The 20,952-nt window shown below is 57.1% G+C and carries 18 protein-coding genes; 10 read left to right on the top strand and 8 right to left on the bottom strand.

Annotated elements, in window-relative coordinates; all coding sequences use genetic code 11:
* Positions 1–44 precede the first annotated feature (44 nt).
* Positions 45–719 carry a 6-hydroxyaminopurine reductase gene (yiiM, locus tag MKleb_RS00695; protein WP_014227423.1) on the bottom strand — a complete coding sequence of 225 codons (675 nt, stop codon included), beginning with the start codon at positions 717–719 and terminating at the stop codon, positions 45–47.
* Between the two features lie 71 nt (positions 720–790).
* Positions 791–1,411: a superoxide dismutase [Mn] gene (gene sodA / locus MKleb_RS00690; protein WP_004127220.1), complete on the bottom strand. Its 621-nt coding sequence runs from the start codon at positions 1,409–1,411 to the stop codon at positions 791–793.
* 291 nt (positions 1,412–1,702) lie between these two features.
* Here sodA and rhaT point away from each other — a divergent pair, with 291 nt between their 5' ends.
* On the top strand, positions 1,703–2,737 hold the full coding sequence (gene rhaT / locus MKleb_RS00685; RefSeq protein ID WP_004107493.1) for an L-rhamnose/proton symporter RhaT: 1,035 nt from the start codon (positions 1,703–1,705) through the stop codon (positions 2,735–2,737).
* A gap of 5 nt (positions 2,738–2,742) precedes the next feature.
* Here rhaT and rhaR read toward each other — a convergent pair whose 3' ends face one another.
* Positions 2,743–3,591 (bottom strand): HTH-type transcriptional activator RhaR, encoded by an 849-nt coding sequence (rhaR, locus tag MKleb_RS00680; RefSeq protein WP_004127212.1) that lies wholly within the window; start codon positions 3,589–3,591, stop codon positions 2,743–2,745.
* A 73-nt stretch (positions 3,592–3,664) separates the two neighbouring features.
* Positions 3,665–4,501 (bottom strand): HTH-type transcriptional activator RhaS, encoded by an 837-nt coding sequence (gene rhaS / locus MKleb_RS00675; protein WP_014227422.1) that lies wholly within the window; start codon positions 4,499–4,501, stop codon positions 3,665–3,667.
* Between the two features lie 311 nt (positions 4,502–4,812).
* Here rhaS (MKleb_RS00675) and rhaB point away from each other — a divergent pair, with 311 nt between their 5' ends.
* From rhaB to rhaM, 9 genes are all read left to right on the top strand, one after another.
* Positions 4,813–6,279, top strand: a complete 1,467-nt coding sequence (gene rhaB, locus MKleb_RS00670) for a rhamnulokinase (RefSeq protein WP_025106562.1) — start codon at positions 4,813–4,815, stop codon at positions 6,277–6,279.
* On the top strand, positions 6,276–7,535 hold the full coding sequence (gene rhaA / locus MKleb_RS00665) for an L-rhamnose isomerase (protein ID WP_025106561.1): 1,260 nt from the start codon (positions 6,276–6,278) through the stop codon (positions 7,533–7,535). Before rhaB ends, rhaA begins: the two co-directional genes overlap by 4 nt.
* A 136-nt stretch (positions 7,536–7,671) precedes the next feature.
* Positions 7,672–8,502: a rhamnulose-1-phosphate aldolase gene (gene rhaD / locus MKleb_RS00660; protein ID WP_014227419.1), complete on the top strand. Its 831-nt coding sequence runs from the start codon at positions 7,672–7,674 to the stop codon at positions 8,500–8,502.
* Positions 8,503–8,583: 81 nt separating this feature from the next.
* Positions 8,584–9,570 carry a rhamnose ABC transporter substrate-binding protein gene (gene rhaS, locus MKleb_RS00655; protein ID WP_004127197.1) on the top strand — a complete coding sequence of 329 codons (987 nt, stop codon included), beginning with the start codon at positions 8,584–8,586 and terminating at the stop codon, positions 9,568–9,570.
* Between the two features lie 143 nt (positions 9,571–9,713).
* On the top strand, positions 9,714–11,225 hold the full coding sequence (locus MKleb_RS00650; RefSeq protein ID WP_025106560.1) for a sugar ABC transporter ATP-binding protein: 1,512 nt from the start codon (positions 9,714–9,716) through the stop codon (positions 11,223–11,225).
* Entirely contained in the window at positions 11,225–12,229 is a 1,005-nt protein-coding gene (locus MKleb_RS00645; protein ID WP_217076402.1) for an ABC transporter permease, read from the top strand. The genes MKleb_RS00650 and MKleb_RS00645 overlap by 1 nt, the downstream gene beginning before the upstream one ends.
* Positions 12,226–13,230, top strand: a complete 1,005-nt coding sequence (locus tag MKleb_RS00640; RefSeq protein WP_004855968.1) for an ABC transporter permease — start codon at positions 12,226–12,228, stop codon at positions 13,228–13,230. Before MKleb_RS00645 ends, MKleb_RS00640 begins: the two co-directional genes overlap by 4 nt.
* Positions 13,231–13,345: 115 nt before the next feature.
* Positions 13,346–14,494 (top strand): lactaldehyde reductase, encoded by a 1,149-nt coding sequence (fucO, locus tag MKleb_RS00635; protein ID WP_025106558.1) that lies wholly within the window; start codon positions 13,346–13,348, stop codon positions 14,492–14,494.
* Positions 14,491–14,805 (top strand): L-rhamnose mutarotase, encoded by a 315-nt coding sequence (rhaM, locus tag MKleb_RS00630; RefSeq protein WP_014227413.1) that lies wholly within the window; start codon positions 14,491–14,493, stop codon positions 14,803–14,805. Before fucO ends, rhaM begins: the two co-directional genes overlap by 4 nt.
* A 47-nt stretch (positions 14,806–14,852) precedes the next feature.
* On the opposite strand, the gene MKleb_RS00625 is transcribed toward rhaM, so the two are convergent.
* The 4 genes from MKleb_RS00625 to MKleb_RS00610 form a co-directional block, all read right to left on the bottom strand.
* Entirely contained in the window at positions 14,853–16,232 is a 1,380-nt protein-coding gene (locus tag MKleb_RS00625; protein WP_217076401.1) for a carbohydrate porin, read from the bottom strand.
* A 157-nt stretch (positions 16,233–16,389) separates the two neighbouring features.
* A complete protein-coding gene (locus MKleb_RS00620) occupies positions 16,390–17,751 on the bottom strand; it encodes a NosD domain-containing protein (protein ID WP_025106556.1) in 1,362 nt (453 codons plus the stop codon).
* 59 nt (positions 17,752–17,810) lie between these two features.
* A complete protein-coding gene (locus MKleb_RS00615; protein WP_025106555.1) occupies positions 17,811–19,499 on the bottom strand; it encodes a glycoside hydrolase family 32 protein in 1,689 nt (562 codons plus the stop codon).
* The gene (locus MKleb_RS00610) at positions 19,483–20,904 is read right to left on the bottom strand and encodes a glycoside-pentoside-hexuronide (GPH):cation symporter (protein WP_025106554.1); all 1,422 of its coding nucleotides are present in this window, start codon (positions 20,902–20,904) and stop codon (positions 19,483–19,485) included. Before MKleb_RS00610 ends, MKleb_RS00615 begins: the two co-directional genes overlap by 17 nt.
* Positions 20,905–20,952: the final 48 nt, after the last annotated feature.

The raw sequence follows: 20,952 nt of genomic DNA, 5'->3' as shown, positions 1-20,952 counted from the left end.
GATAAGGCGCAACGCGCCGCCATCCGGGAACGCGCACGGAAGCGCTATTTTCCCCACAATCTCCGCGAATTATTTTCGATCTTCCCGCTCAGGCGCCGTTTCTGCATGGTACGGCTCCAGCTCACCGACAGCCCCGCCGCGGAGAGCAGACGGTGGTACTGCTCATCATCAAACGGCATCTGCCAGGCGATGGCGCCCGCTTCGTGAACGCTCACGTCGCTGAGCCGGGAAACCAGCGCCAGCGGCGCATCGCTGGACACCTGCCCGCCCGCCACCACCCGATACAGCCAGCCGGTTTTGCCGCTGTTTTGCATAAGCTGCGCCATATCGCTGACGGCAAAGTGATAGTTGAGCTTGAAGCACGGCGATCGCGGCTGCGTGACCTGAATCAGCGCTTCTCCCCAGCGGAAGATATCGCCAATGTAGACGTTTTTTTCGGTCAGCCCTTCGGTCGAGAGATTTTCGCCAAACGCCGGGGCGCAGAAAAGATCCGCCTGCTGCGGAAGCTCACGGGCCCAGTGGGCGTAGTGTTCACGGGGATAGTGGCACAGCGCGCGGTCCGGCCCGCCGTGAATTTTCTTCTCCGCCTGCTCATCGCCCTCCAGCCCCAAATCGCCGAGGGTCAGTTCACCATCGACCTGAATTTTACCGATGGCGCTTGGACGGCTGCCGTCATAATCCCTTACCTTGCCCACAAAGACATTCACCGGATAGTGCATCGCTGCTCCTTTGCTGCGGATATAAAAAAAGCGAGTCATCAGACTCGCTTCTCGCTCAGCACAATGCAACCTTATTTTTTGGCGGCAAAACGCGCTGCGGCTTCGTCCCAGTTCACCACGTCCCAGAACGCTTTGATGTAGTCCGGGCGGCGGTTCTGGAATTTCAGGTAGTAAGCGTGTTCCCACACGTCCAGGCCGATAATCGGGAAGCCGGAAGCACCAGAGATCGCTTCGCCCATCAGCGGGGAGTCCTGGTTAGCGGTAGAAACCACCGCCAGCTTGTCGCCTTTCAGCACCAGCCACGCCCAGCCGGAGCCGAAACGGGTCGCCGCCGCTTTTTCAAATTCCGCTTTGAAGTTGTCAACGGAACCGAAATCACGCTCGATAGCCGCTTTCAGGTCGCCCTGCAGGGTGGTACCGGTTTTCAGGCCTTTCCAGAAAAGGCTGTGGTTAGCGTGGCCGCCTGCGTTGTTACGCAGCACGGTTTTTTTGTCTGCCGGCAGCTGATCCAGTTTGGTAATCAGCTCTTCTGCGGACAGGCTCGCGAACTCAGGCAGGCTTTCCAGCGCTGCGTTAGCGTTATTTACGTAGGTCTGGTGGTGTTTAGTGTGATGGATTTCCATCGTCTGCTTGTCAAAATGCGGTTCCAGGGCGTCATAAGCGTACGGCAGGGCAGGCAGTGTATAACTCATAATCATCTCCATTATTGTCGAGCGGCGGAAAGTGTTAATGCCGCGTAAGCAGTTGGTTCATTATAGTTAATTAAATGATATTGAAAACGCTTATCAATGCCGTATTTTTAATAAGGTTATAACAATGGGTAATAGATGTCGTTTTGTGATACAGAACAACTAATTAAGTTTTTGGTTGCCAGGTTCAGGCTTCGGGTGGCAACAGCTTAAAGGCGGAAAAACTGACCGATTTTTACACTCATCGGGTCGGAAGAAGATTTATCCGATAAAAAATAGATGAGGATAAAATCAATGAATCACGCGATTACGATGGGTATTTTTTGGCATTTGATAGGTGCGGCCAGTGCAGCCTGTTTCTATGCCCCGTTCAAGAAAGTTAAACATTGGTCCTGGGAAACCATGTGGTCTATCGGCGGTATTGTCTCCTGGCTGATCCTCCCCTGGGCCATCAGCGCCATGCTGCTGCCCGATTTCTGGGCCTATTACGGTTCTTTTAACGCCTCCACTCTGCTGCCCGTTTTCCTGTTCGGCGCCATGTGGGGTATCGGTAATATCAACTACGGCCTGACGATGCGTTACCTGGGGATGTCGATGGGGATCGGCATCGCCATTGGTATCACGCTGATTGTCGGCACGTTAATGACGCCGATTCTTAACGGTCAGTTTGATGTTCTCATTAACACTAAAGGCGGCCAGATGACGCTGCTCGGCGTGCTGGTCGCGGTGATTGGCGTGGGTATCGTCACCCGCGCAGGCCAGCTGAAAGAGCGCAAAATGGGCATCAAAGCCGAAGACTTCAACCTGAAAAAGGGGCTGCTGCTGGCGGTGATGTGCGGCATCTTCTCGGCCGGTATGTCGTTCGCCATGAACGCCGCCAAGCCGATGCATGAAGCCGCCGCCGCGCTCGGCGTTGATCCGCTCTACACCGCGCTGCCAAGCTATGTGGTGATCATGGGCGGCGGCGCGCTGGTCAACCTCGGCTTCTGCTTCATCCGTCTGGCAAAAGTAAAAAACCTGTCGATAAAAGCCGACTTCTCGCTGGCAAAACCGCTCATCATCAGCAATATCCTGCTTTCGGCGTTAGGCGGCCTGATGTGGTATCTGCAGTTCTTTTTCTACGCCTGGGGCCACGCCAGCATTCCGGCGCAGTACGACTACATGAGCTGGATGCTGCATATGAGCTTCTACGTGCTGTGCGGCGGCCTCGTGGGTCTGATACTGAAAGAGTGGAACAACGCCGGTCGTCGTCCGGTGGGCGTCCTCAGCCTCGGCTGCGTGGTGATTATTATCGCCGCCAATATCGTTGGTCTGGGAATGGCGAACTAGCGTCGTCAGGCGGCGGTGCGACTGCGCTGCCGCCACTGCCCCGGCGTCATGCCTATCTCGCGGTTAAACACCACCGAAAAGTAGTTGCTATCTTCAAACCCGCACTGCATCGCCACTTCGCCAATCAGCCGTTCGGTATGCTGCAGCAGATACTGCGCGTGACAGATGCGCAGCTGGCGCAGGTAGTGGTTGATGGTCATCCCCGTCTGCTGACGAAACTGCTGGCGCAGCGCGCGTTCGCTGCACCCTTCGCGCTCGCAAAAACGGTCAAGAAAGAAAGGACGATTGAGGCTGCCCGCCAGCTCGGTGAGCAGCTTATCGAGCAGCGCTTCGCTTTGGGTTGCCGCCAGATTATCGGTGGCGTAGCGATAGCGCTGAAGAATAAGCGCCAGCTGCGCAAACAGCAGTTCGGCCATATTATTGGCCTGCGCATCGCTGCGGCTGCTTTCATGCTCCAGCTGGGTAATCACCTGCCTGACCTGGGCCATGCCGCTGCTGCCAATCCGCCAGTGCGGAACCCACGGGGTGCCGAACAGGCCGGGAATGTGCGCGGCCCAGTCAAAGTTAAGCCGCAGCCGGTCCGGGCAATAAATGACGTTTTGCAGGACGAGATCGTTCACCGAGGCGTAGGAGTGTTTATCTTCCGCGCGGATATAGAACAGATCGCCGCGGGTAATGCGCCACGGACGATCGTTCAGGACATGCAGGCCGTTACCCCGCCACACCAGCACCAGTTCGCAGAACTCATGGGTGTGCTCGGCGAAGACGTTTTGCGGATAGCGATCCGCCACCGCCACCGCCTGAGCGGGAGAGGCAAAAAATTCATCTTTGCGAAGAATCAGCTGACCTGCCACGACATCAACTCCGGACGTGAATAACGTTTCATTATTCGCGTTTATGTCTGTCAAAACGTTGACTGCTCTCCCGTTACTGAAGAATGGCGTCGCGCCCCTGGCGAATATCGCGCGGAGACCAGTCAAACTCGCGGCGGAAAAGCGTCGAAAAGTGGTTACTGTCGCCGAATCCGCAGCGATAGGCGATATCGGTCACGCTATCATCGCTATGGCGCAGCAGATGGCGCGCTTTCATCAACCGCACCCGATTCAGATAGCGCTGCGGCGTCAGCCCGGTTTGCTGTTTTAACTGACGGTGCAGGGTTCGCAAGGAGAGCGAAAAGCGCGCCGCCACCTCTTCCCAGCAGATATCTTCGGCAAAATGGTCTTCCAGCCAGGCCATCAAATGGTTGAGCCGCGCGTCGTTGTTGGCGGCCCCTTCGGCGAGGCTGCTTTTACGCAGGTGCACCAGCAGCTGCATAAATAAAATCTCGCGGCTGGCGATGGCGTGCATATCCGCATCCGCGCCAACGTTCTCCATCTGCTCCACAATCTGGCGCACCTGCTGCAACGCATTCTGATTCACCCGCCAGTGCGAGAGGTAGTTCCCCTCCTGCTCCTGCGGCAACAGCGCGTTCAGGCCGGACAAAAAGCGAAACGCGTCCGGCGCGCGATAGAGCACGTTAGTCAGGCATAAATTATCCGTATGCTCGTAGAGATGGCGATCGTGATCGCGGATAAAGCAGACCGAGCCGCCGCTGATGGTGTAGGGCTGGCCGTTGAAAACGTGAATCCCGGTGCCGTGCTCCACAATAACAATCTCATGAAAATCATGGTGATGCTCAGGAAAAGCGGATTGCGGGAGCCGCGGCTCAATGGCGACAGCTGAAACGCCGGACTTAAAGAAATCCACACTGTGCAACATAGTCATAGCCGCTCCTCGAGATGAGAAAAGTTATCAATCAGTGGAGCAAATAGTAATTAAGGGTCGGCGATCCGGCCTTCAATTTTTGACCGCAAAATTCGTAAAGCCTGCCGCTTTTTCAAGAAATGACGGGAAAGATCGGGAACTGCGGACAACATCACATCCCTCACCCCAGCGCGGAGAAAACGAAACTGTGACCTCCCTCACGGTCACCTTTGCTTTCTTGCCAGCGGCCAATTTTCCCTGTCAGTAACAAGAAGGTGAGCCCGACGCGACTTTTTTAGACTGCATGCAATGATTTTCACAAGGATCTTCCCATGAGTTATCGTCATTGTGTCGCCGTCGATTTAGGCGCCTCCAGCGGGCGGGTGATGCTCGCCGGTTATCAGCCCGGTCAGCAAACGCTGGCGCTGCGTGAAATTCACCGTTTTACCAATAGCCTGCAAAAGGTGGATGGCTTCGACTGCTGGGATCTCGATAGCCTGGAAGGGGAAATTCGCCGCGGTCTGGAGAAGGTCTGCGAACAGGGCATCCTGATCGACAGCATCGGCATCGATACCTGGGGCGTGGATTATGTCCTGCTGGATAAAGCGGGTCAGCGCGTCGGCCTGCCGGTTTCCTATCGCGACTCCCGCACCCAGGGCCTGATGCGCCATGCCGAAGAGCAGCTGGGCCGGGCGGAGATCTACCGCCGCAGCGGTATTCAGTTTCTGCCGTTTAATACCCTTTATCAGCTGCGCGCGCTGGTTGAACAGCAGCCGGAGCTGGTCAGCCAGGCCGCGCACGCGCTGCTGATCCCGGACTACTTTAGCTTCCGCCTGACCGGCAACATGAACTGGGAATACACCAACGCCACCACCACGCAGCTGGTCAACATCAACAGCGATAGCTGGGATGAAGATCTGCTGAACTGGAGCGGCGCGCCGCGCGACTGGTTCGGAACGCCGACCCATCCCGGCAACGTTATTGGCCACTGGATTTGCCCGCAGGGCAATAACATCCCGGTGGTCGCCGTCGCCAGCCACGATACCGCCAGCGCGGTTATCGCCTCGCCGCTGGCCAGCAAAAACGCCGCGTATCTCTCTTCCGGCACCTGGTCGCTGATGGGCTTTGAAAGCAAAACCCCCTGCACCAGCGATGCGGCGCTAAGGGCCAATATCACCAACGAAGGCGGTGCCGAAGGCCGCTATCGGGTGCTGAAAAATATTATGGGCCTGTGGCTGCTGCAGCGGGTGCTCAAGGAGCAAAACGTCGGCGACCTGCCGGCGCTGATCGCGCGTACCGCTGCGCTTCCGGCCTGCCGCTTCGTCATTGACTGCAACGATGACCGCTTTATCAACCCGGACAACATGAGCGCGGAAATCCAGGCCGCCTGCCGCGAAGCCGGGCAGCCGGTTCCCGATACCGACGCCGAGCTGGCGCGCTGTATTTTTGACAGCCTGGCGCTGCTCTACGCCCGGGTGCTCAACGAGCTGGCGGCGCTGCGCGGTCAGCCGTTCAGCCAGCTGCATATTGTCGGCGGCGGCTGCCAGAACGAACTGCTCAACCAGCTGTGCGCCGACGCCTGCGGCATCACCGTGACCGCCGGCCCGGTTGAGGCCTCCACCCTGGGCAATATCGGCATTCAGCTGATGACCCTGGACGAGCTGCACAACGTCGATGAATTCCGTCAGGTGGTGCGGCAAAACTACGCCCTCACCACCTTTACCCCCAATCCTGAAAGTGAAATTGCCCGCTTCGTCGCGCAGTTTCAGCCACAACAGACCAAGGAGCTTTGCGCATGACCACTCAACTTGAACAAGCCTGGGAAATTGCCAAACAGCGCTACGCCAGCGTCGGCGTGGACGTCGAGGAGGCCTTGCGCCAGCTGGATCGCCTGCCCGTTTCCATGCACTGCTGGCAGGGCGATGACGTCGTCGGTTTCGAAAACCCGGAAGGAAGCCTGACCGGCGGTATTCAGGCTACCGGCAACTACCCGGGTAAAGCGCGTAACGCCAGCGAGCTGCGCGCCGACCTTGAGCAGGCGCTGAGCCTGATCCCCGGGCCAAAACGCCTGAACCTGCACGCGCTCTATCTCGAATCCGACGCGCCGGTGCCGCGTAATGAAATTAAGCCGGAGCACTTTAAAAACTGGGTTGAGTGGGCGAAAGCCAACAAGCTGGGGCTCGATTTTAACCCCTCCTGCTTCTCGCATCCGCTAAGCGCCGACGGCTTTACGCTGTCGCACGCCAACGATGAAATCCGCCAGTTCTGGATCGATCACTGCAAGGCCAGCCGCCGTATTTCCGCTTACTTCGGCGAGCAGCTGGGCACGCCGTCGGTAATGAATATCTGGATCCCGGACGGCATGAAGGATATTACCGTTGACCGCTTCGCGCCGCGCCAGCGCCTGCTGAACGCGCTCGATGAAGTGATCAGCGAGAAGCTGGACCCGGCGCACCACATTGATGCCGTCGAGAGCAAACTGTTCGGTATCGGCGCGGAAAGCTACACCGTCGGCTCCAATGAGTTCTATATGGGCTACGCCACCAGCCGCCAGACCGCCCTGTGCCTGGATGCCGGCCACTTCCACCCGACGGAGGTCATCTCCGACAAAATCTCCGCCGCCATGCTCTATATCCCGCGCCTGCTGCTGCACGTCAGCCGTCCGGTACGCTGGGACAGCGACCACGTGGTGCTGCTGGATGACGAAACCCAGGCCATCGCCAGCGAAATCATCCGTCACGATCTGTTCGACCGCGTGCATATCGGTCTCGATTTCTTCGACGCTTCGATTAACCGCATCGCGGCGTGGGTAATTGGTACCCGCAATATGAAGAAAGCCCTGCTACGCGCCCTGCTGGAACCGACCGCCCAGCTGCGTCAGCTGGAAGTCGACGGCGACTACACCGCCCGTCTGGCGCTGCTGGAAGAGCAGAAGTGCCTGCCGTGGCAGGCCATCTGGGAGATGTACTGTCAGCGTCACGATACGCCGGCAGGCAGCCAGTGGCTGGATAACGTACGCGCTTATGAAAATGCGGTTCTGAGCCAGCGCGGGTAATGCCCGGACGTTCCCCGGGTCGCGGCCGGGCTACGAACTGGTAGCCCGGATAAGCCGTTTACGGCGCAATCCGGGGCTCGCACATATTTAGGGTGAGGGGCCACCCCCGCGCCGAATCAACAGGAAAGACAAGACTATGCAGACCATTATCGACGCCTGGTTCGTCCAGGGCATGATTAAAGCCACTTCCGACGCCTGGCTGAAAGGCTGGGACGAGCGCAACGGCGGCAACCTGACGCTGCGCCTGGACGAAGCGGATATCGAACCCTACGCGGCGGATTTCCACGCTAAACCGCGCTATATCGCCCTGAGCCAGCCGATGCCGACGCTGGCTAACCAGCCGTTTATCGTCACCGGTTCCGGTAAATTCTTCCGTAACGTCCAGCTCGACCCGGCGGCGAACCTCGGGGTGGTGAAAGTCGACAGCGACGGCGCGGGATACCATATTCTTTGGGGCCTGACCAACGATGCGGTGCCAACATCCGAGCTGCCGGCGCACTTCCTGTCGCACAGCGAGCGCATCCGGCTGACCAACGGTAAAGACCGGGTGATCATGCACTGCCACGCCACCAATCTGATCGCCCTGACCTACGTGCTGGAGAATAGCAGCGATCTGTTTACCCGCAAGCTGTGGGAAGGGAGTACCGAATGCCTGGTGGTCTTCCCGGACGGCGTCGGCATCCTGCCGTGGATGGTGCCGGGCACCGACGAAATCGGCCAGGCCACCGCCGAGGCGATGCAGAAACATTCGCTGGTGCTGTGGCCATTCCACGGCGTTTTCGGCAGCGGCCCCAATCTGGACGAAACCTTCGGCCTGATCGATACCGCTGAGAAATCCGCCGAGGTGCTGGTGAAAGTTTACTCAATGGGCGGGATGAAACAAACCATCACCCGCGAAGAGCTGGTCGCCCTTGGCAAACGCTTCAACGTTCAACCCCTGCAGTCCGCGTTAGACCTTTATCCATAACAACATCGCGCCCCGCTCACCGAGACGGGGCGAAAAAATCACCTGCAAACCCTACAAACTAACTCATGTGGAGTAAAAGCAATGAAAACAAACACAAGCTTGATCCTCACCGTTGCCATCCTGGCGTTGTCCGGTTCCGCTTTAGCCGAAGTCAAAATCGCCCTCGTGGCGAAATCATTGGGAAATGGATTCTTCGAAGCAGCGAACGTCGGCGCGCAGGAAGCGGCTAAAGAGTTAGGCGATGTCAAAGTGATCTATACCGGCCCGACCACCACCACCGCCGAAGCGCAGATCGAAGTGCTGAATGGTTTGATCGCCCAAGGGGTGGATGCGATCGCCATTTCCGCTAACGATCCCGACGCCGTGGTGCCGGTACTGAAAAAAGCGATGCAGCGCGGCATTAAGGTGGTCTCCTGGGACTCCGGCGTCGCGCCGGCGGGCCGCCAGATCCATCTTAACCCGTCCAATAACGCGCTGATTGGCGAAACCAACGTTAAGCTCGCCGCCGATGCGCTGAAGGCGCTGAACGTGGAAAAAGGCGATGTGGCGATTTTAAGCGCCACCCCAACCTCCACCAACCAGAACATCTGGATTGAGGAGATGAAAAAGGTGCTGCCGCAGTACCCGTCCGTCAATCTGGTGACCGTCGCCTACGGGGACGATCTGTCGGATAAAAGCTACCGCGAAGCGGTGGGCCTGCTGAAGTCATACCCTGACCTGAAAGTGATTGTTTCGCCTTCGTCGGTAGGGATCGTGGCCGCCGCGCAGGCGGTGAAAGATCAGGGCAAAATCGGCAAGGTCTACGTCACCGGGCTGGGGCTGCCGTCGGAAATGGCCGGGGCGATTAAGTCCGGCGCCAGTAAAAGCTTCGCCATCTGGAACCCGATTGACCTCGGCTACGCCGCCACGTATCTGGCCGACGATTTAGTCAAAGGCACGGCGACCAAAACCGAAGCCAATATGGGCAAACTGGGCAAAGTGAAGCTGGACGCCGACGGTAGCGGCGCGATGGCCGAACCGTTCGTCTACGATGCGAGCAACATCGATAAGTTCTCGAAAATTTTCTAACCCTGTTTCCTCACTCCGGCCCTCTTCCAAAAGAGAGGGAGAAAGTCAGGCCCTCTGCGCACTGCTGCCAGCGAGCACTGAACGGTTCCCTCGCCCCTTTGGGGAGAGGGTTAGGGTGAGGGGTGATTTTACGGAGAACTATCATGTCAGCATCCACCCCACTGCTGTCGCTGAAGGGCATCACCAAGATTTTTCCCGGTGTGCGCGCCCTTGAAAACGTACAGCTCGATCTCTGGCCCGGCAAAGTGACCGCTTTAATCGGCGAAAACGGCGCGGGGAAATCGACGCTGGTCAAAGTGATGACCGGCATTTATCAGCCCGAAGAGGGCGAGATTCTCTATAAAGCGATCCCTATCCAACTGCCGAACCCGGAGTCGGCGCATAAGGTCGGGATCACCGCGATTCATCAGGAAACCGTGCTGTTCGACGAACTCTCGGTCACCGAAAATATCTTCGTCGGCCAGTATCTGCATCGCGGCCTGCTGAAGAAGCTCGACTGGCCCGCCATGCACCGCAAAGCCAGCGAAATTCTCACCCGCCTCGAGGTACAGATTGACCCGCGCGCGACGCTGAAAACCCTCAGTATCGCCCAGCGCCATATGGTCGCCATCGCCCGGGCGCTCTCCTTTGAAGCTCAGGTGGTGATCCTCGATGAGCCGACCGCCGCGCTCTCGCAGCATGAAATTCTGGAGTTCTATCAGATCGTTGAGCGCCTGAAGCAGGACGGCAAAGCGATCCTGTTTATTTCGCATAAGTTCGATGAGATTTTCGAGCTGGCGGACTACTACACCATTCTGCGCGACGGCGTGTACGTCAGCTCCGGTGCGATTAACGACATCACCGAAGAGCGGATGGTGGCGATGATGGTGGGCCGCGCGATTACCCAAACCTACCCGAAAGTCGATTGTATCCCAGGGGAAACGGTGCTGGAGGTGAAAGACCTCTGCCACCCCACCGAGTTCGCCCATATCAGCTTCAGCCTGCGCAAAGGGGAGATCCTTGGCTTTTACGGGCTGGTGGGCGCCGGGCGCACCGAGCTGATGCAGGCGCTCTCCGGAGTCTCGCATCCCTCTTCCGGCGATATCGTGCTGAAGGGAAAACCGATGCGCTTTCGCCAGCCGGCCGACGCGATCGGCGCCGGTATCGTCTGCGTGCCGGAAGAGCGGCAGAAGCAGGGAGCAATTATCGCCCTGCCGATCGCCCAGAACATCAGCCTGCCGCAGCTCAGCAAACTGAACCCCGGCGGCGTGCTTAACGACGCCCGCGAATGGCGGCTGGCGGACGAGTACGCCTCGCGCCTGCAGGTTAAGGCCTTTAGCTGGCGGCAGCCGGTGGAGACCCTTTCCGGCGGCAATCAGCAAAAAGTGGTGATCGGCAAATGGCTGGCGACCCATCCCGAGGTGATTATCCTCGACGAACCGACCAAAGGCATCGATATCGGCTCCAAAGCGGCGGTGCACCAGTTTATGTCCGAGCTGGTCAGCCAGGGGCTGGCGGTCATTATGGTCTCTTCGGAGCTGCCGGAAGTGATGGGCATGGCCGACCGGATTATCGTGATGCACGAAGGGCTGATGGTGGCCGAGTATCGCGCCGGTGAAGCGACGGCGGAAACCATCGTCAGCGCCGCCAGCGGCGCCGGTCGGGAGGCAGCGTAATGGGTAAACAACTGCTTAAACACCGCGAAGCGCTGCTGGCGGCGGTGATCGTTTTGCTGATCGGCGCTATCGGCAGCCGGGCGCCGTCGTTCGTCTCGCCGGGCAATCTGGTGGAGATGTTTAACGACACCGCCATTCTGATCGTCCTCGCCCTCGGCCAGATGATGGTACTGCTCACCGAAGGCATCGATCTGTCGATGGCCGCCAATCTGGCGCTGACCGGGATGATCGTCGCGCTGCTCAACGCCCACTATCCGGGTATCCCGGTGGCGGCGCTGCTGGCGCTGGCGACCCTGCTTGGCCTGCTGATGGGGATGATTAACGGCCTGCTGGTCTGGCGGCTCGGCATTCCGGCCATCGTGGTCACGCTGGGCACCATGAGTATTTATCGCGGGATTATCTTCCTGCTTTCCGACGGCGGCTGGGTTAACTCGCACCAGATGAGCGCCGATTTTCTCGGCCTGCCGCGCGCCTCGCTGCTGGGGCTGCCGCTGCTGAGTTGGTGCGCCATCGCCGCGCTGCTGCTGGTGGGCTATTTCCTCCGCTACAGCCGCACCGGCCGGGCCTTGTACACCGCGGGCGGCAACGCGACGGCGGCGTACTACACCGGGATTAACGCCGGGAAAATGCAGTTTGTCAGCTTCTGCCTCTCCGGCGCGCTGGCCGGGTTCTGCGGCTATCTGTGGATCTCGCGCTTCGCCGTCGCCTATGTCGATGTCGCCAACGGTTTTGAACTGCAGGTGGTCGCCGCCTGCGTCATCGGCGGCATCAGCACCATGGGCGGAACCGGTCGCGTGCTCGGCTGCCTGTGCGGCGCGCTGTTCCTCGGCGTTATCAATAACGCGCTGCCGGTGATTGGCATTTCGCCGTTCTGGCAAATGGCCATTTCCGGCGCGGTGATCGTCATTGCGGTGCTGCTTAACGAACGCGGTAATAAAGGTAGCGGACGATTAATCCTGCGCAACGCGGCGCTGGCGCGGCAGAAACAGGCGGTGAAATCATGAGCAAAATAATGATGTCTGAAGAGATGAAAAGCGCCCCGGCCGCGCCGTCGCCGCTGCGCCGCTTGCTGTGCTGGGAAGGGTTTCTGCTGGCGGTAACCCTGGCGGTATTCGTGGTTAACGCCCTGGCGTCACCCTACTTCCTTAATATCTGGAACCTGTCGGACGCCACGTTTAACTTTACCGAAAAAGCGATCATCGTGCTGCCGATGGCGATGCTGATTATCGCCAGAGAGATCGACCTTTCGGTAGCCTCGACGATGGCGCTGAGCTCAACGGCGATGGGCTTCTGCGCGGCGGCGGGTATGGATACGCCGCTGCTGGTGGCCGTCGGGCTGGGCGTGGGGCTGCTGTGCGGCCTGTTCAACGGTATCCTGGTGACGCGCTTTAACCTGTCGTCGATTGTGATCACCATCGGCACCATGAGCCTGTATCGCGGAATAACCTACATTCTGCTGGGCGACAAGGCGCTCAATCACTACCCGGACAGCTTCGCCTGGTTCGGCCAGGGCTACGTGTGGGGGGCGCTCTCTTTTGAGTTCGCGCTGTTTATCCTCCTCGCCGCCGCCTTTACCTTCCTGCTGCATAAAACCAACTTTGGCCGCCGGACCTACGCCATCGGCAATAACCCGACCGGAGCCTGGTTCTCCGGAATCAACGTCAAGCGCCACAATCTGGTGCTGTTCGCGCTGGTCGGGCTGATGGCCGGGCTGGCGGCGGTCCTGCTGACCTCGAGGCTCGGCAGCACCCGCCCGACGCTGGCGATGGGCTGGGAGCTGGCGGTCGTCACGATGGCGGTGCTCGGCGGCGTCAATATTCTCGGCGGCTCCGGCAGCATGGTGGGGGTGATTATCGCCGCCTTCCTGATGGGGCTGGTGACGTTTGGCCTGAGCCTGCTCAACGTGCCGGGGATCGTGATGTCGATCATCATCGGCGCGATGCTGATCGTGGTGATCTCGCTGCCGATTATTACCCGGCGGATGATGCAGCGAAGACGAATTTAATTTCCCCTTCACCCTAATCTGACCGGTACGTGTAGCCCGGGTAAGGCGCCAGCCGCGACCCGGGGGCGGGTGAAGGGAAACGGATTACCCAAAATCAACATTAAGGAGAATTATCATGAGTTTTATGTTGGCACTGCCCAAAATCAGCCTCCACGGCGCGGGCGCAATCGGCGATATGGTCAAGCTGGTGGCGGGTAAACGCTGGGGCAAAGCGCTGATCGTCACCGACGGTCAGCTGGTGAAGCTGGGGCTGCTCGACAGCCTGTTTACCGCCCTGGATGAACAGCAGATGTCTTACCATCTGTTTGACGAGGTGTTCCCTAACCCAACGGAAGCGCTGGTGCAAAAAGGCTACGCGGCGTATCGCGAGGCCGGGTGTGATTACCTTATCGCCTTCGGCGGCGGCAGCCCGATTGATACCGCCAAAGCGATAAAAATCCTCACCGCCAACCCGGGGCCATCGACCGCCTACTCCGGCGTCGGCAAAGTGAAAAACGCCGGCGTGCCGCTGGTGGCCATCAACACGACCGCCGGTACCGCGGCGGAGATGACCAGCAACGCGGTTATTATCGACGCCGAGCGCCAGGTAAAAGAGGTGATTATCGACCCCAATATCATTCCCGATATCGCCGTCGATGACGCCAGCGTGATGCTGGATATCCCGCCGTCCATTACCGCCGCCACCGGCATGGACGCGCTGACCCACGCCATTGAAGCCTTTGTTTCCGTGGGCGCGCACCCGCTGACCGATGCCAACGCTCTGGAAGCGATTCGCCTGATCAACCTGTGGCTGCCGCAAGCCGTCGACGATGGACACCACCTTGAAGCCCGCGAGCAGATGGCGTTTGGCCAGTATCTGGCGGGCATGGCGTTTAACAGCGCCGGCCTCGGCCTGGTGCACGCGCTGGCCCATCAGCCGGGCGCTACCCACAACCTGCCGCACGGCGTGTGCAACGCCATCCTGCTGCCGATCATCGAAAACTTTAACCGGCCGAACGCGGTTGCCCGCTTCGCGCGCGTGGCGCAGGCGATGGGCGTCGATACCCGCGGTATGAGCGATGAAGCGGCCAGCATGGAGGCCATCAACGCCATCCGCGCGCTGAGCAAACGCGTCGGCATTCCGCAAGGCTTCAGCCAGCTTGGCGTCAGCAAAGCCGATATTGAAGGCTGGCTGGATAAAGCGCTGGCCGACCCGTGCGCGCCGTGCAATCCGCGCACCGCCAGCCGCGATGAAGTCCGCGAACTCTATCTGGAGGCATTATGATCCGCAAAGCTTTCGTGATGCAGGTAAACCCGGACGCGCATGAAGAGTATCAGCGCCGTCATAACCCCATCTGGCCGGAGCTGGAAGCGGTGCTGAAAGCCCACGGCGCGCACCACTACGCGATTTATCTCGATAAAGAGCGCCATCTGCTGTTCGCCACGGTGGAGATTGAATCCGAAGCGCGCTGGGACGCCGTCGCCGGGACCGAGGTATGCCAGCGCTGGTGGCAGCATATGCGCGATGTGATGCCTGCCAATCCGGACAACAGTCCGGTAAGCGCGGAGCTTAAAGAGGTGTTTTATCTGGAGTAAAACTATGGCTGCCCCGTTGTGCTGAGCGGGGCAGCCGTTTCAAGCGCTTAGAAGAAGTACTTAAAGCGCACCCGCGCGCCGTAGCGATCGTCATCATCCCCCTGGCTCAGCTTCTCGTCGCTATCCAGAATGGAGTAATAGGCGCCGAGATAGATATTAAAGTTCTGCATATTCATCACGTTCGGAATTTGATACGACGCGTGGAAGGTATGAATATTGTAGGTGCCTTCATCCTTAATCCAGCAGTCGTTATCGCAAATCACCCCGGCATAATCGCTGATTTTGTTATGCGCGTAGATATATCCCAGCTCGAAGCGCCGCCACAGCGCGTTCACCCCGGCGGTCAAATCCTGTTCGTTGCTGGCGTCCATATAAGCGGTGTTCAGATTCACCACCACCCCGTCCTCCGGGTCGCGCTTCAGGCCGTTCCAGGTCATAGTCAGGCCATAGCCGGTGCGCCCCGACTGATCGATAAAGTTGCCCTGGGCATCTTTATAGCCGTAGGCGTTCTGCACCACGTTCGCTTCCATGGCCGCGGCAACGGAAAATTCGTCTTTCGCCCATGACACCACCGGGCGCAAATAGGCGACGTTCTTTTTCTGCTCCATATCGCGACCATGGTAGCCACCGTTGTCGTACAGCGACGTACCGTCTTCCAGCAGGGTGTTGAGCTCAAAATACCAGTTATCAAGCTGCTTGCTCAGCAGGAAGTTGCCGCCTGCGTCAGAGCGGCCGCGACCCTCTTTCATCATATAGATATAGCCATGGCCGTCGCTGTAGAGGTCGTTGGCGGTATTACCGGAGTGCTCGACGAAGGTGTCCTGATTCAGCGGGAACATATCGTACGCTTCAAAGCGCCCCACTTTCACCTTCCAGTCGTTCTCCTGACCAAAGAAGAATACCGCGTCGTCGAGGTTCATCGAGCCGGTCATATCCGCCAGCGGCTGGACAGAGAAACCGGCAAAATAGCCGTTATCCGTTTTGCGGATACCGTCGAAGCCGAGCAGGATACGGCCGTTTAAATCCCACTTATCGTAGGTGGGATCGCTGCCGACATCGGCGTTGGTCATCGCCAGCAGGCCGTGTTTGCTTTCCGCGTCCATGTTGAACTCCACGTCGCCGTAGATTTTCAGATCGCCATAGCCGGATAATTTCAGCTCCGGGACGCTAAGATTCTTTTTACTCTCCGCGGTTGCCGCCGCGCTGTTTACCGGCACACGGGTTTGCGCCGCCTGAATCGCGGCATTCTGCTTCGCCTGTAAATCCCGCACCTGGCCTTCCGCTACCGTCGCCCGGCTTTCCGCGGCGGCAAGCCGCGCTTCAAGCTGTTCCATTCGTTGTTCCAGCGTCAGTTGATTATTTTTCCCGACCGCCGATCCCGTTATTAAACACAAGCCTAGCGCTATTGATAATGTTGTGTTATTCATTTTTATTTTCCCAGAGGTAAAAGGTGGGATAAGGTGAATAAAAATATTCACCTTTTATATTTTGATTTTTATTTAGCAGAAGAATGAATGAAATAACGTGTAATCTGCCTCCTTAAATAACGTCATTCGCTATACGGATTAACAAACAGAGTGAATATTAATTTCCAGCAACCGGTGTCGCCCTGAAGGCATTACGCGCTCGGTCTATGACCACCTGTGCGTCACTGCCGCTATCAAGTATCGTGTTTTGCGCGGATTCTTTTTCTACCTGCACGGCGACCGCATCGAGTTCTTTTAACCTGGCCGTCGTCAGCAAAGCGCTGACCTGCGCCGCAAAGCAGGCATCCTCTTCGGAGGGCTGCGCCTGCGCCGCTGACGTCTCCGTGGTCGCCACGATATGGTTATTCGCAATATAATTCCCTTTGCCGGAAACAAGGCGGATGATGACCGGTTTTATTCCCTGCGGCTTGAGATACTGGACATCAATCGTTTCGGAAATATGATTAGCAATAACCGAATTATTACTGCCGTTTATATGCAGCAAGCCATAGGCATCATCCAGGCCGTTGTCATAGGCCTGCATCGGCGGCCAGGGTTCACGATCGCGCAAGAAATGGTTTGCCGAGATCAGATTCTCCGCACAGTTGTTCTCGAGAACGAGCATTCCCGGATAAAATGAATGGAATCGATTGCTGGTGATGCTAGAGCGGACCACGCCCGATAAGTGCACGCTGCTTGCGCCACGGGGGAAAATATTGTTGGTAGAAATCAATAACCCCCCGAAGTTTTGCGCGTAAATAGAATAGCCTTTATAGCCCGCGCCAATCAGGTTATCGGTTATTTTTGAAGCCTGCCCGGCGCCACGCAGCTCGATACAGTTACCGCATTCGGCGATAAAGTTATTATGGATCGCCATTGCATCGCTATTGTACGTGGTGAGGCCATGCTCCAGATAGATAAATCCCATCCCGGTAATGCGGAAAGCGTCCTGTGCGCTGGCGATATAAATCCCAGTTTTGCCGTTCGTATAGGTATTTTCCGGGTCGTTGTTTCCCAGCCCATCATCAACAAAGTGCAAACCATCAATACAGAAGTTTTCGAACGCCACCGAACTGATACGCGGCGCCCCGCTGCGTTTCACGTAAAATGCAGCACCAGCGTGTTCTTCATCGCCGGGCTGCGGGCAGAGATCGACCAGGATACGGCTCCCGCCCGGCCATATATCGTGCAAATTCGCCCACTCGTCCGCCGGCGTATTAAAGCGAATGCTCGAGGAGACAAAACCATGCCCGGAACCCATAATTTTTAAATAACTGATATCAATTAAGACCTGCGTCTTCAGATGATAATCGCCGGGCGGAATATAAATCGCGGCGCCCGGTTTACCCCCGTCGTTAATATCGGTTTCAGTTTGTCGCGATTTAATATCGGCGAGAATACTGTTAATGACTTCGCCAATATCCTCATACGGGTTGCCGACGTGCCACTGCGTAACATCATAATAATTTTTACGTACCATGAAAAACCGCCTCTAATGATAATAAGAAATCGAACATCAACGCTTAAATTTGACTTTGCTTATTCCTGCGAATACGTCGAGCGATATTGCGTAAGCTGTGCCGGCGCGCCGGAGAGCTGGATCCGGGTGAGCTGACTGCATGAGTAATAGCGTCGCGTACCGCATACGCTGCCCTGATTTGCGAAGACCTCAACAATCCCGGCATCAAAACACAGGGTGACGTCGCTGACGCCGGCCACCGGCGCGCGGTAACGCCCATCGTCCCGGCCTTTTTCATATAGCGTCAGATTTTTACCCTCCTGTTCGAGGATGATTTGCTGGCCGCTATCGCCCGTTAACGTCAAACGGAAACCACCGGCAGGCATAAAGGTTACAATGCCGGCTTTACAGCCTTTCTCATTAACCCAGATATCACCGTCATCCAGCGCATGGCGGCTGACGACCAATGATTCCGGCGGCAGCTCCGGCATCATGCATAGCCGCTGCTGCTCATTGAGATGAAAGCGACGCGGGAGCGACATTTCCCCCGAGTAAGCGGAATCCACCGGTTTCTGCGTCGCCCAGTTATATAACCAGGCAAAGCCGATTCTTCGGTCGTCCTCGCCCCAGGTTTGCAGGGCGTAGAAATCCGTACCGAAATCTAAAGTCTGTAGCGGCTCCTCGGACGGCGTGAAATAGCCGTTCCGGAAAGTACCGGTCTGGGCAAAAAGCAAATTATGCCGCCCGGTTGTCGGCTCCGTATAGCCAACGACGCCGATAATTAATACCCATACGCCATCCATGCAGAAGAAATCCGGGCATTCGACGCAGCGACCGCCGTTTTCGCGAAAATAGCCGGGAGCGACATACAGCACATGATGGAACGTCCAGCGTTCACTATCCGCAGAGTGAAAGAGCAGCATCGCCGGATCGCCGTTTACCGACGCGCCGAGGATCATATAAAAAGTGGCATCGGCCTCTTCGTACCACACTTTTGGATCGCGGAAATCGCAGTCCACGCCCGCAGGCAGGTCGGTTAAGACGGTTTTCACCCATTCCGGCTTATCGTAGTCGTCGTGCGCAACGGCCATTTTCTGCACTTCCCGGTAGCCGCGATACAGATCGTAAGCCGGGAGCCGTTCGGTATACCAGAAGCGGGTTTTTCCTTGTTTATCAATATACGCGCTGCCGGAAAACGCGCCGCCCGTCGCGCCCAGCGCCAAAAGATTCTGCTCTGGCTGGAGGAAAACCGGATAATGCCGCCAGTGATACAGATCGCGGCTCACCGCATGATTCCAGTGCATGGGGCCCCATTGGTTGGAGTGCGGATGATACTGGTAAAACAGATGCCACTCGCCGTTCTTGTAGTGCAGCCCGTTAGGGTCGTTCATCCAGCCGGTACGGGGCGAGAAATGCAATGCCGGACGCAGCGGCTCCCGCAGATACTCGTCAGCAATATCCTGACCGCTCATCAGGCGCAAATCCTGCCCGGCTGTCGCGATAAAGGTAACGCCGCGCGCGCGCAGTGAATCCGGATGCCAGGTGTAACAAAGCGATATCTCGCTATATTCCGGCAGCCACTCCAGGGTGGCAACGCCGTCCTGAAACGAGGTCCAGGTAAAATACTGGAAGTAGCGCGGCGCCTCCTGAATCTTAAATACAACCTGACCGTTCACGCGAATAGAAAACAGGGGTTGCGCCGCCGGTTCGGACGCTTTCAGCCACAAATCAATGCGCTGACCTTGTTTAATATTAAATGACAGGGACATCCTGAACCTCCTGTGGTTGACCGCGACCTTTTTCCAGCTCACGTTTTGCAAGATCCGTTTTGATTTTCTCAAGGAACGCGTTATTCAGCTTGAAGTAGCGCACCAGATACGCGCTGATGAAATAACTCACCATCGGCAGCAGTGAAAACATCATGATAATGCCTTGAATGGTCTGCGAATTTTGCTGCGGCTCATTCGCGACATAGCCGGTAAACGCCAGAATCCAGGCGACGATAGCGCCGGCGACCGCCAGCCCCATTTTGAGCATAAACAGGTTTCCCGCGAAGGAGATGCCGGTCAGGCGTTTACCAAATTTCCAGTCGCCGTAGTCATCGACATCGGACATCATTGCCCACAGAATGGGGCCAGACTGAATTAAATGCAGAACGTTAATAATGATGAATAGCGTCATCAGCGGGGTCAGGGATTGCGGATCAACAAACCACAGCGCAAATGAGAGAATGCCGAGAATAATATTAATAATGCGGAACAGCGCCAGCTTATCAAAGCGATCGGTCAGCGGTTTGGCAAGCACGCTGCCCAGCATATTACAGGCCACGCCCAGCGCCATAAAGAAGGTAATAAATCCGACCGACTCTTTCATGACGTAAGTAGCATAATAGATAGTGACGCCGCCGCGGATAAATGCCGGGAAAACGTTCAGGAAGGTAATAGTGATCATCAAGAGCCACTGATCGTTTTTGATAATATCCCGCAGGTCTTTCTTCAACGACTCGTTTTGCTTAACCGACACCACCCGCTCTTTAATGCTGGAAAAGCAGAACAGGAACATCAGCGTTGCCGCACCGCCCATAATGATCATGGTTAGCTGGAAACCTGAGGCGCGGTCGCCGTTACCCAGCCAGTCCGTTAACGGCAGAATAGAGGAGGAGATAATTAATGTTGCCAGGCCATTAAGGAAAAAGCGCCACGACAGGCAGCCCATGCGCTCTTTCTGATTGAGCGTAATGACGCCGCCGACCGAGCAATAGGGAATATTAATCGCGGTATAAATCAGCGACATGACCAGATAGGTAACCCAGGCATAGACAATCTTGCCGTTCATGCTCAGTTCTGGGGTCGTGAACATCAGTACCGCGCCCAGACCAAACGGAAAAGCCATCCATAATATCCATGGACGGAATTTTCCCCAGCGCGTCACGGTGCGGTCGCAGATGGCCCCCATCAGCGGATCGCTAAAAGCGTCAAAGATGCGGATAACCAGGAATAATGTGCCCACCACCCCGGCGTTCAGGCCATATACATCGGTATAAAACCACGTAAGATAGAGGGCCAGTACGCTCCATATCATTCCTGAACCAGCGTCACCCATGCCGTAGCCGATCTTCTCCCTCAGCCCCAGCTTTTCATAAGCGCTTGGCTTTTCCATTGCGGTAGCAGACATAAATATACCTATTTTTTGTTAAAAGGAGCCCATGGCGCCAAATGTCGC

The sequence above is a fragment of the Klebsiella sp. PL-2018 genome (assembly GCF_019048985.1).
In the GTDB taxonomy this organism is placed as follows: Bacteria; Pseudomonadota; Gammaproteobacteria; order Enterobacterales; family Enterobacteriaceae; genus Klebsiella; species Klebsiella michiganensis.
The sequence above is the reverse complement of the archived record's forward strand: the minus strand, read 5'-3'. Positions and strand labels throughout refer to the sequence as shown.

Excerpts from the sequence above, each read along its gene's own strand:
- yiiM (WP_014227423.1), bottom strand. The coding sequence starts at position 719 with ATGCACTATCCGGTGAATGTCTTTGTGGGCAAGGTAAGGGATTATGAC.
- sodA (WP_004127220.1), bottom strand. The coding sequence starts at position 1,411 with ATGAGTTATACACTGCCTGCCCTGCCGTACGCTTATGACGCCCTGGAA.
- rhaT (WP_004107493.1), top strand. The coding sequence starts at position 1,703 with ATGAATCACGCGATTACGATGGGTATTTTTTGGCATTTGATAGGTGCG.
- rhaS (WP_014227422.1), bottom strand. The coding sequence starts at position 4,501 with ATGACTATGTTGCACAGTGTGGATTTCTTTAAGTCCGGCGTTTCAGCT.
- rhaB (WP_025106562.1), top strand. The coding sequence starts at position 4,813 with ATGAGTTATCGTCATTGTGTCGCCGTCGATTTAGGCGCCTCCAGCGGG.
- rhaA (WP_025106561.1), top strand. The coding sequence starts at position 6,276 with ATGACCACTCAACTTGAACAAGCCTGGGAAATTGCCAAACAGCGCTAC.
- rhaD (WP_014227419.1), top strand. The coding sequence starts at position 7,672 with ATGCAGACCATTATCGACGCCTGGTTCGTCCAGGGCATGATTAAAGCC.
- rhaS (WP_004127197.1), top strand. The coding sequence starts at position 8,584 with ATGAAAACAAACACAAGCTTGATCCTCACCGTTGCCATCCTGGCGTTG.
- MKleb_RS00650 (WP_025106560.1), top strand. The coding sequence starts at position 9,714 with ATGTCAGCATCCACCCCACTGCTGTCGCTGAAGGGCATCACCAAGATT.
- MKleb_RS00645 (WP_217076402.1), top strand. The coding sequence starts at position 11,225 with ATGGGTAAACAACTGCTTAAACACCGCGAAGCGCTGCTGGCGGCGGTG.
- MKleb_RS00640 (WP_004855968.1), top strand. The coding sequence starts at position 12,226 with ATGAGCAAAATAATGATGTCTGAAGAGATGAAAAGCGCCCCGGCCGCG.
- fucO (WP_025106558.1), top strand. The coding sequence starts at position 13,346 with ATGAGTTTTATGTTGGCACTGCCCAAAATCAGCCTCCACGGCGCGGGC.
- rhaM (WP_014227413.1), top strand. The coding sequence starts at position 14,491 with ATGATCCGCAAAGCTTTCGTGATGCAGGTAAACCCGGACGCGCATGAA.
- MKleb_RS00625 (WP_217076401.1), bottom strand. The coding sequence starts at position 16,232 with ATGAATAACACAACATTATCAATAGCGCTAGGCTTGTGTTTAATAACG.
- MKleb_RS00620 (WP_025106556.1), bottom strand. The coding sequence starts at position 17,751 with ATGGTACGTAAAAATTATTATGATGTTACGCAGTGGCACGTCGGCAAC.
- MKleb_RS00615 (WP_025106555.1), bottom strand. The coding sequence starts at position 19,499 with ATGTCCCTGTCATTTAATATTAAACAAGGTCAGCGCATTGATTTGTGG.
- MKleb_RS00610 (WP_025106554.1), bottom strand. The coding sequence starts at position 20,904 with ATGTCTGCTACCGCAATGGAAAAGCCAAGCGCTTATGAAAAGCTGGGG.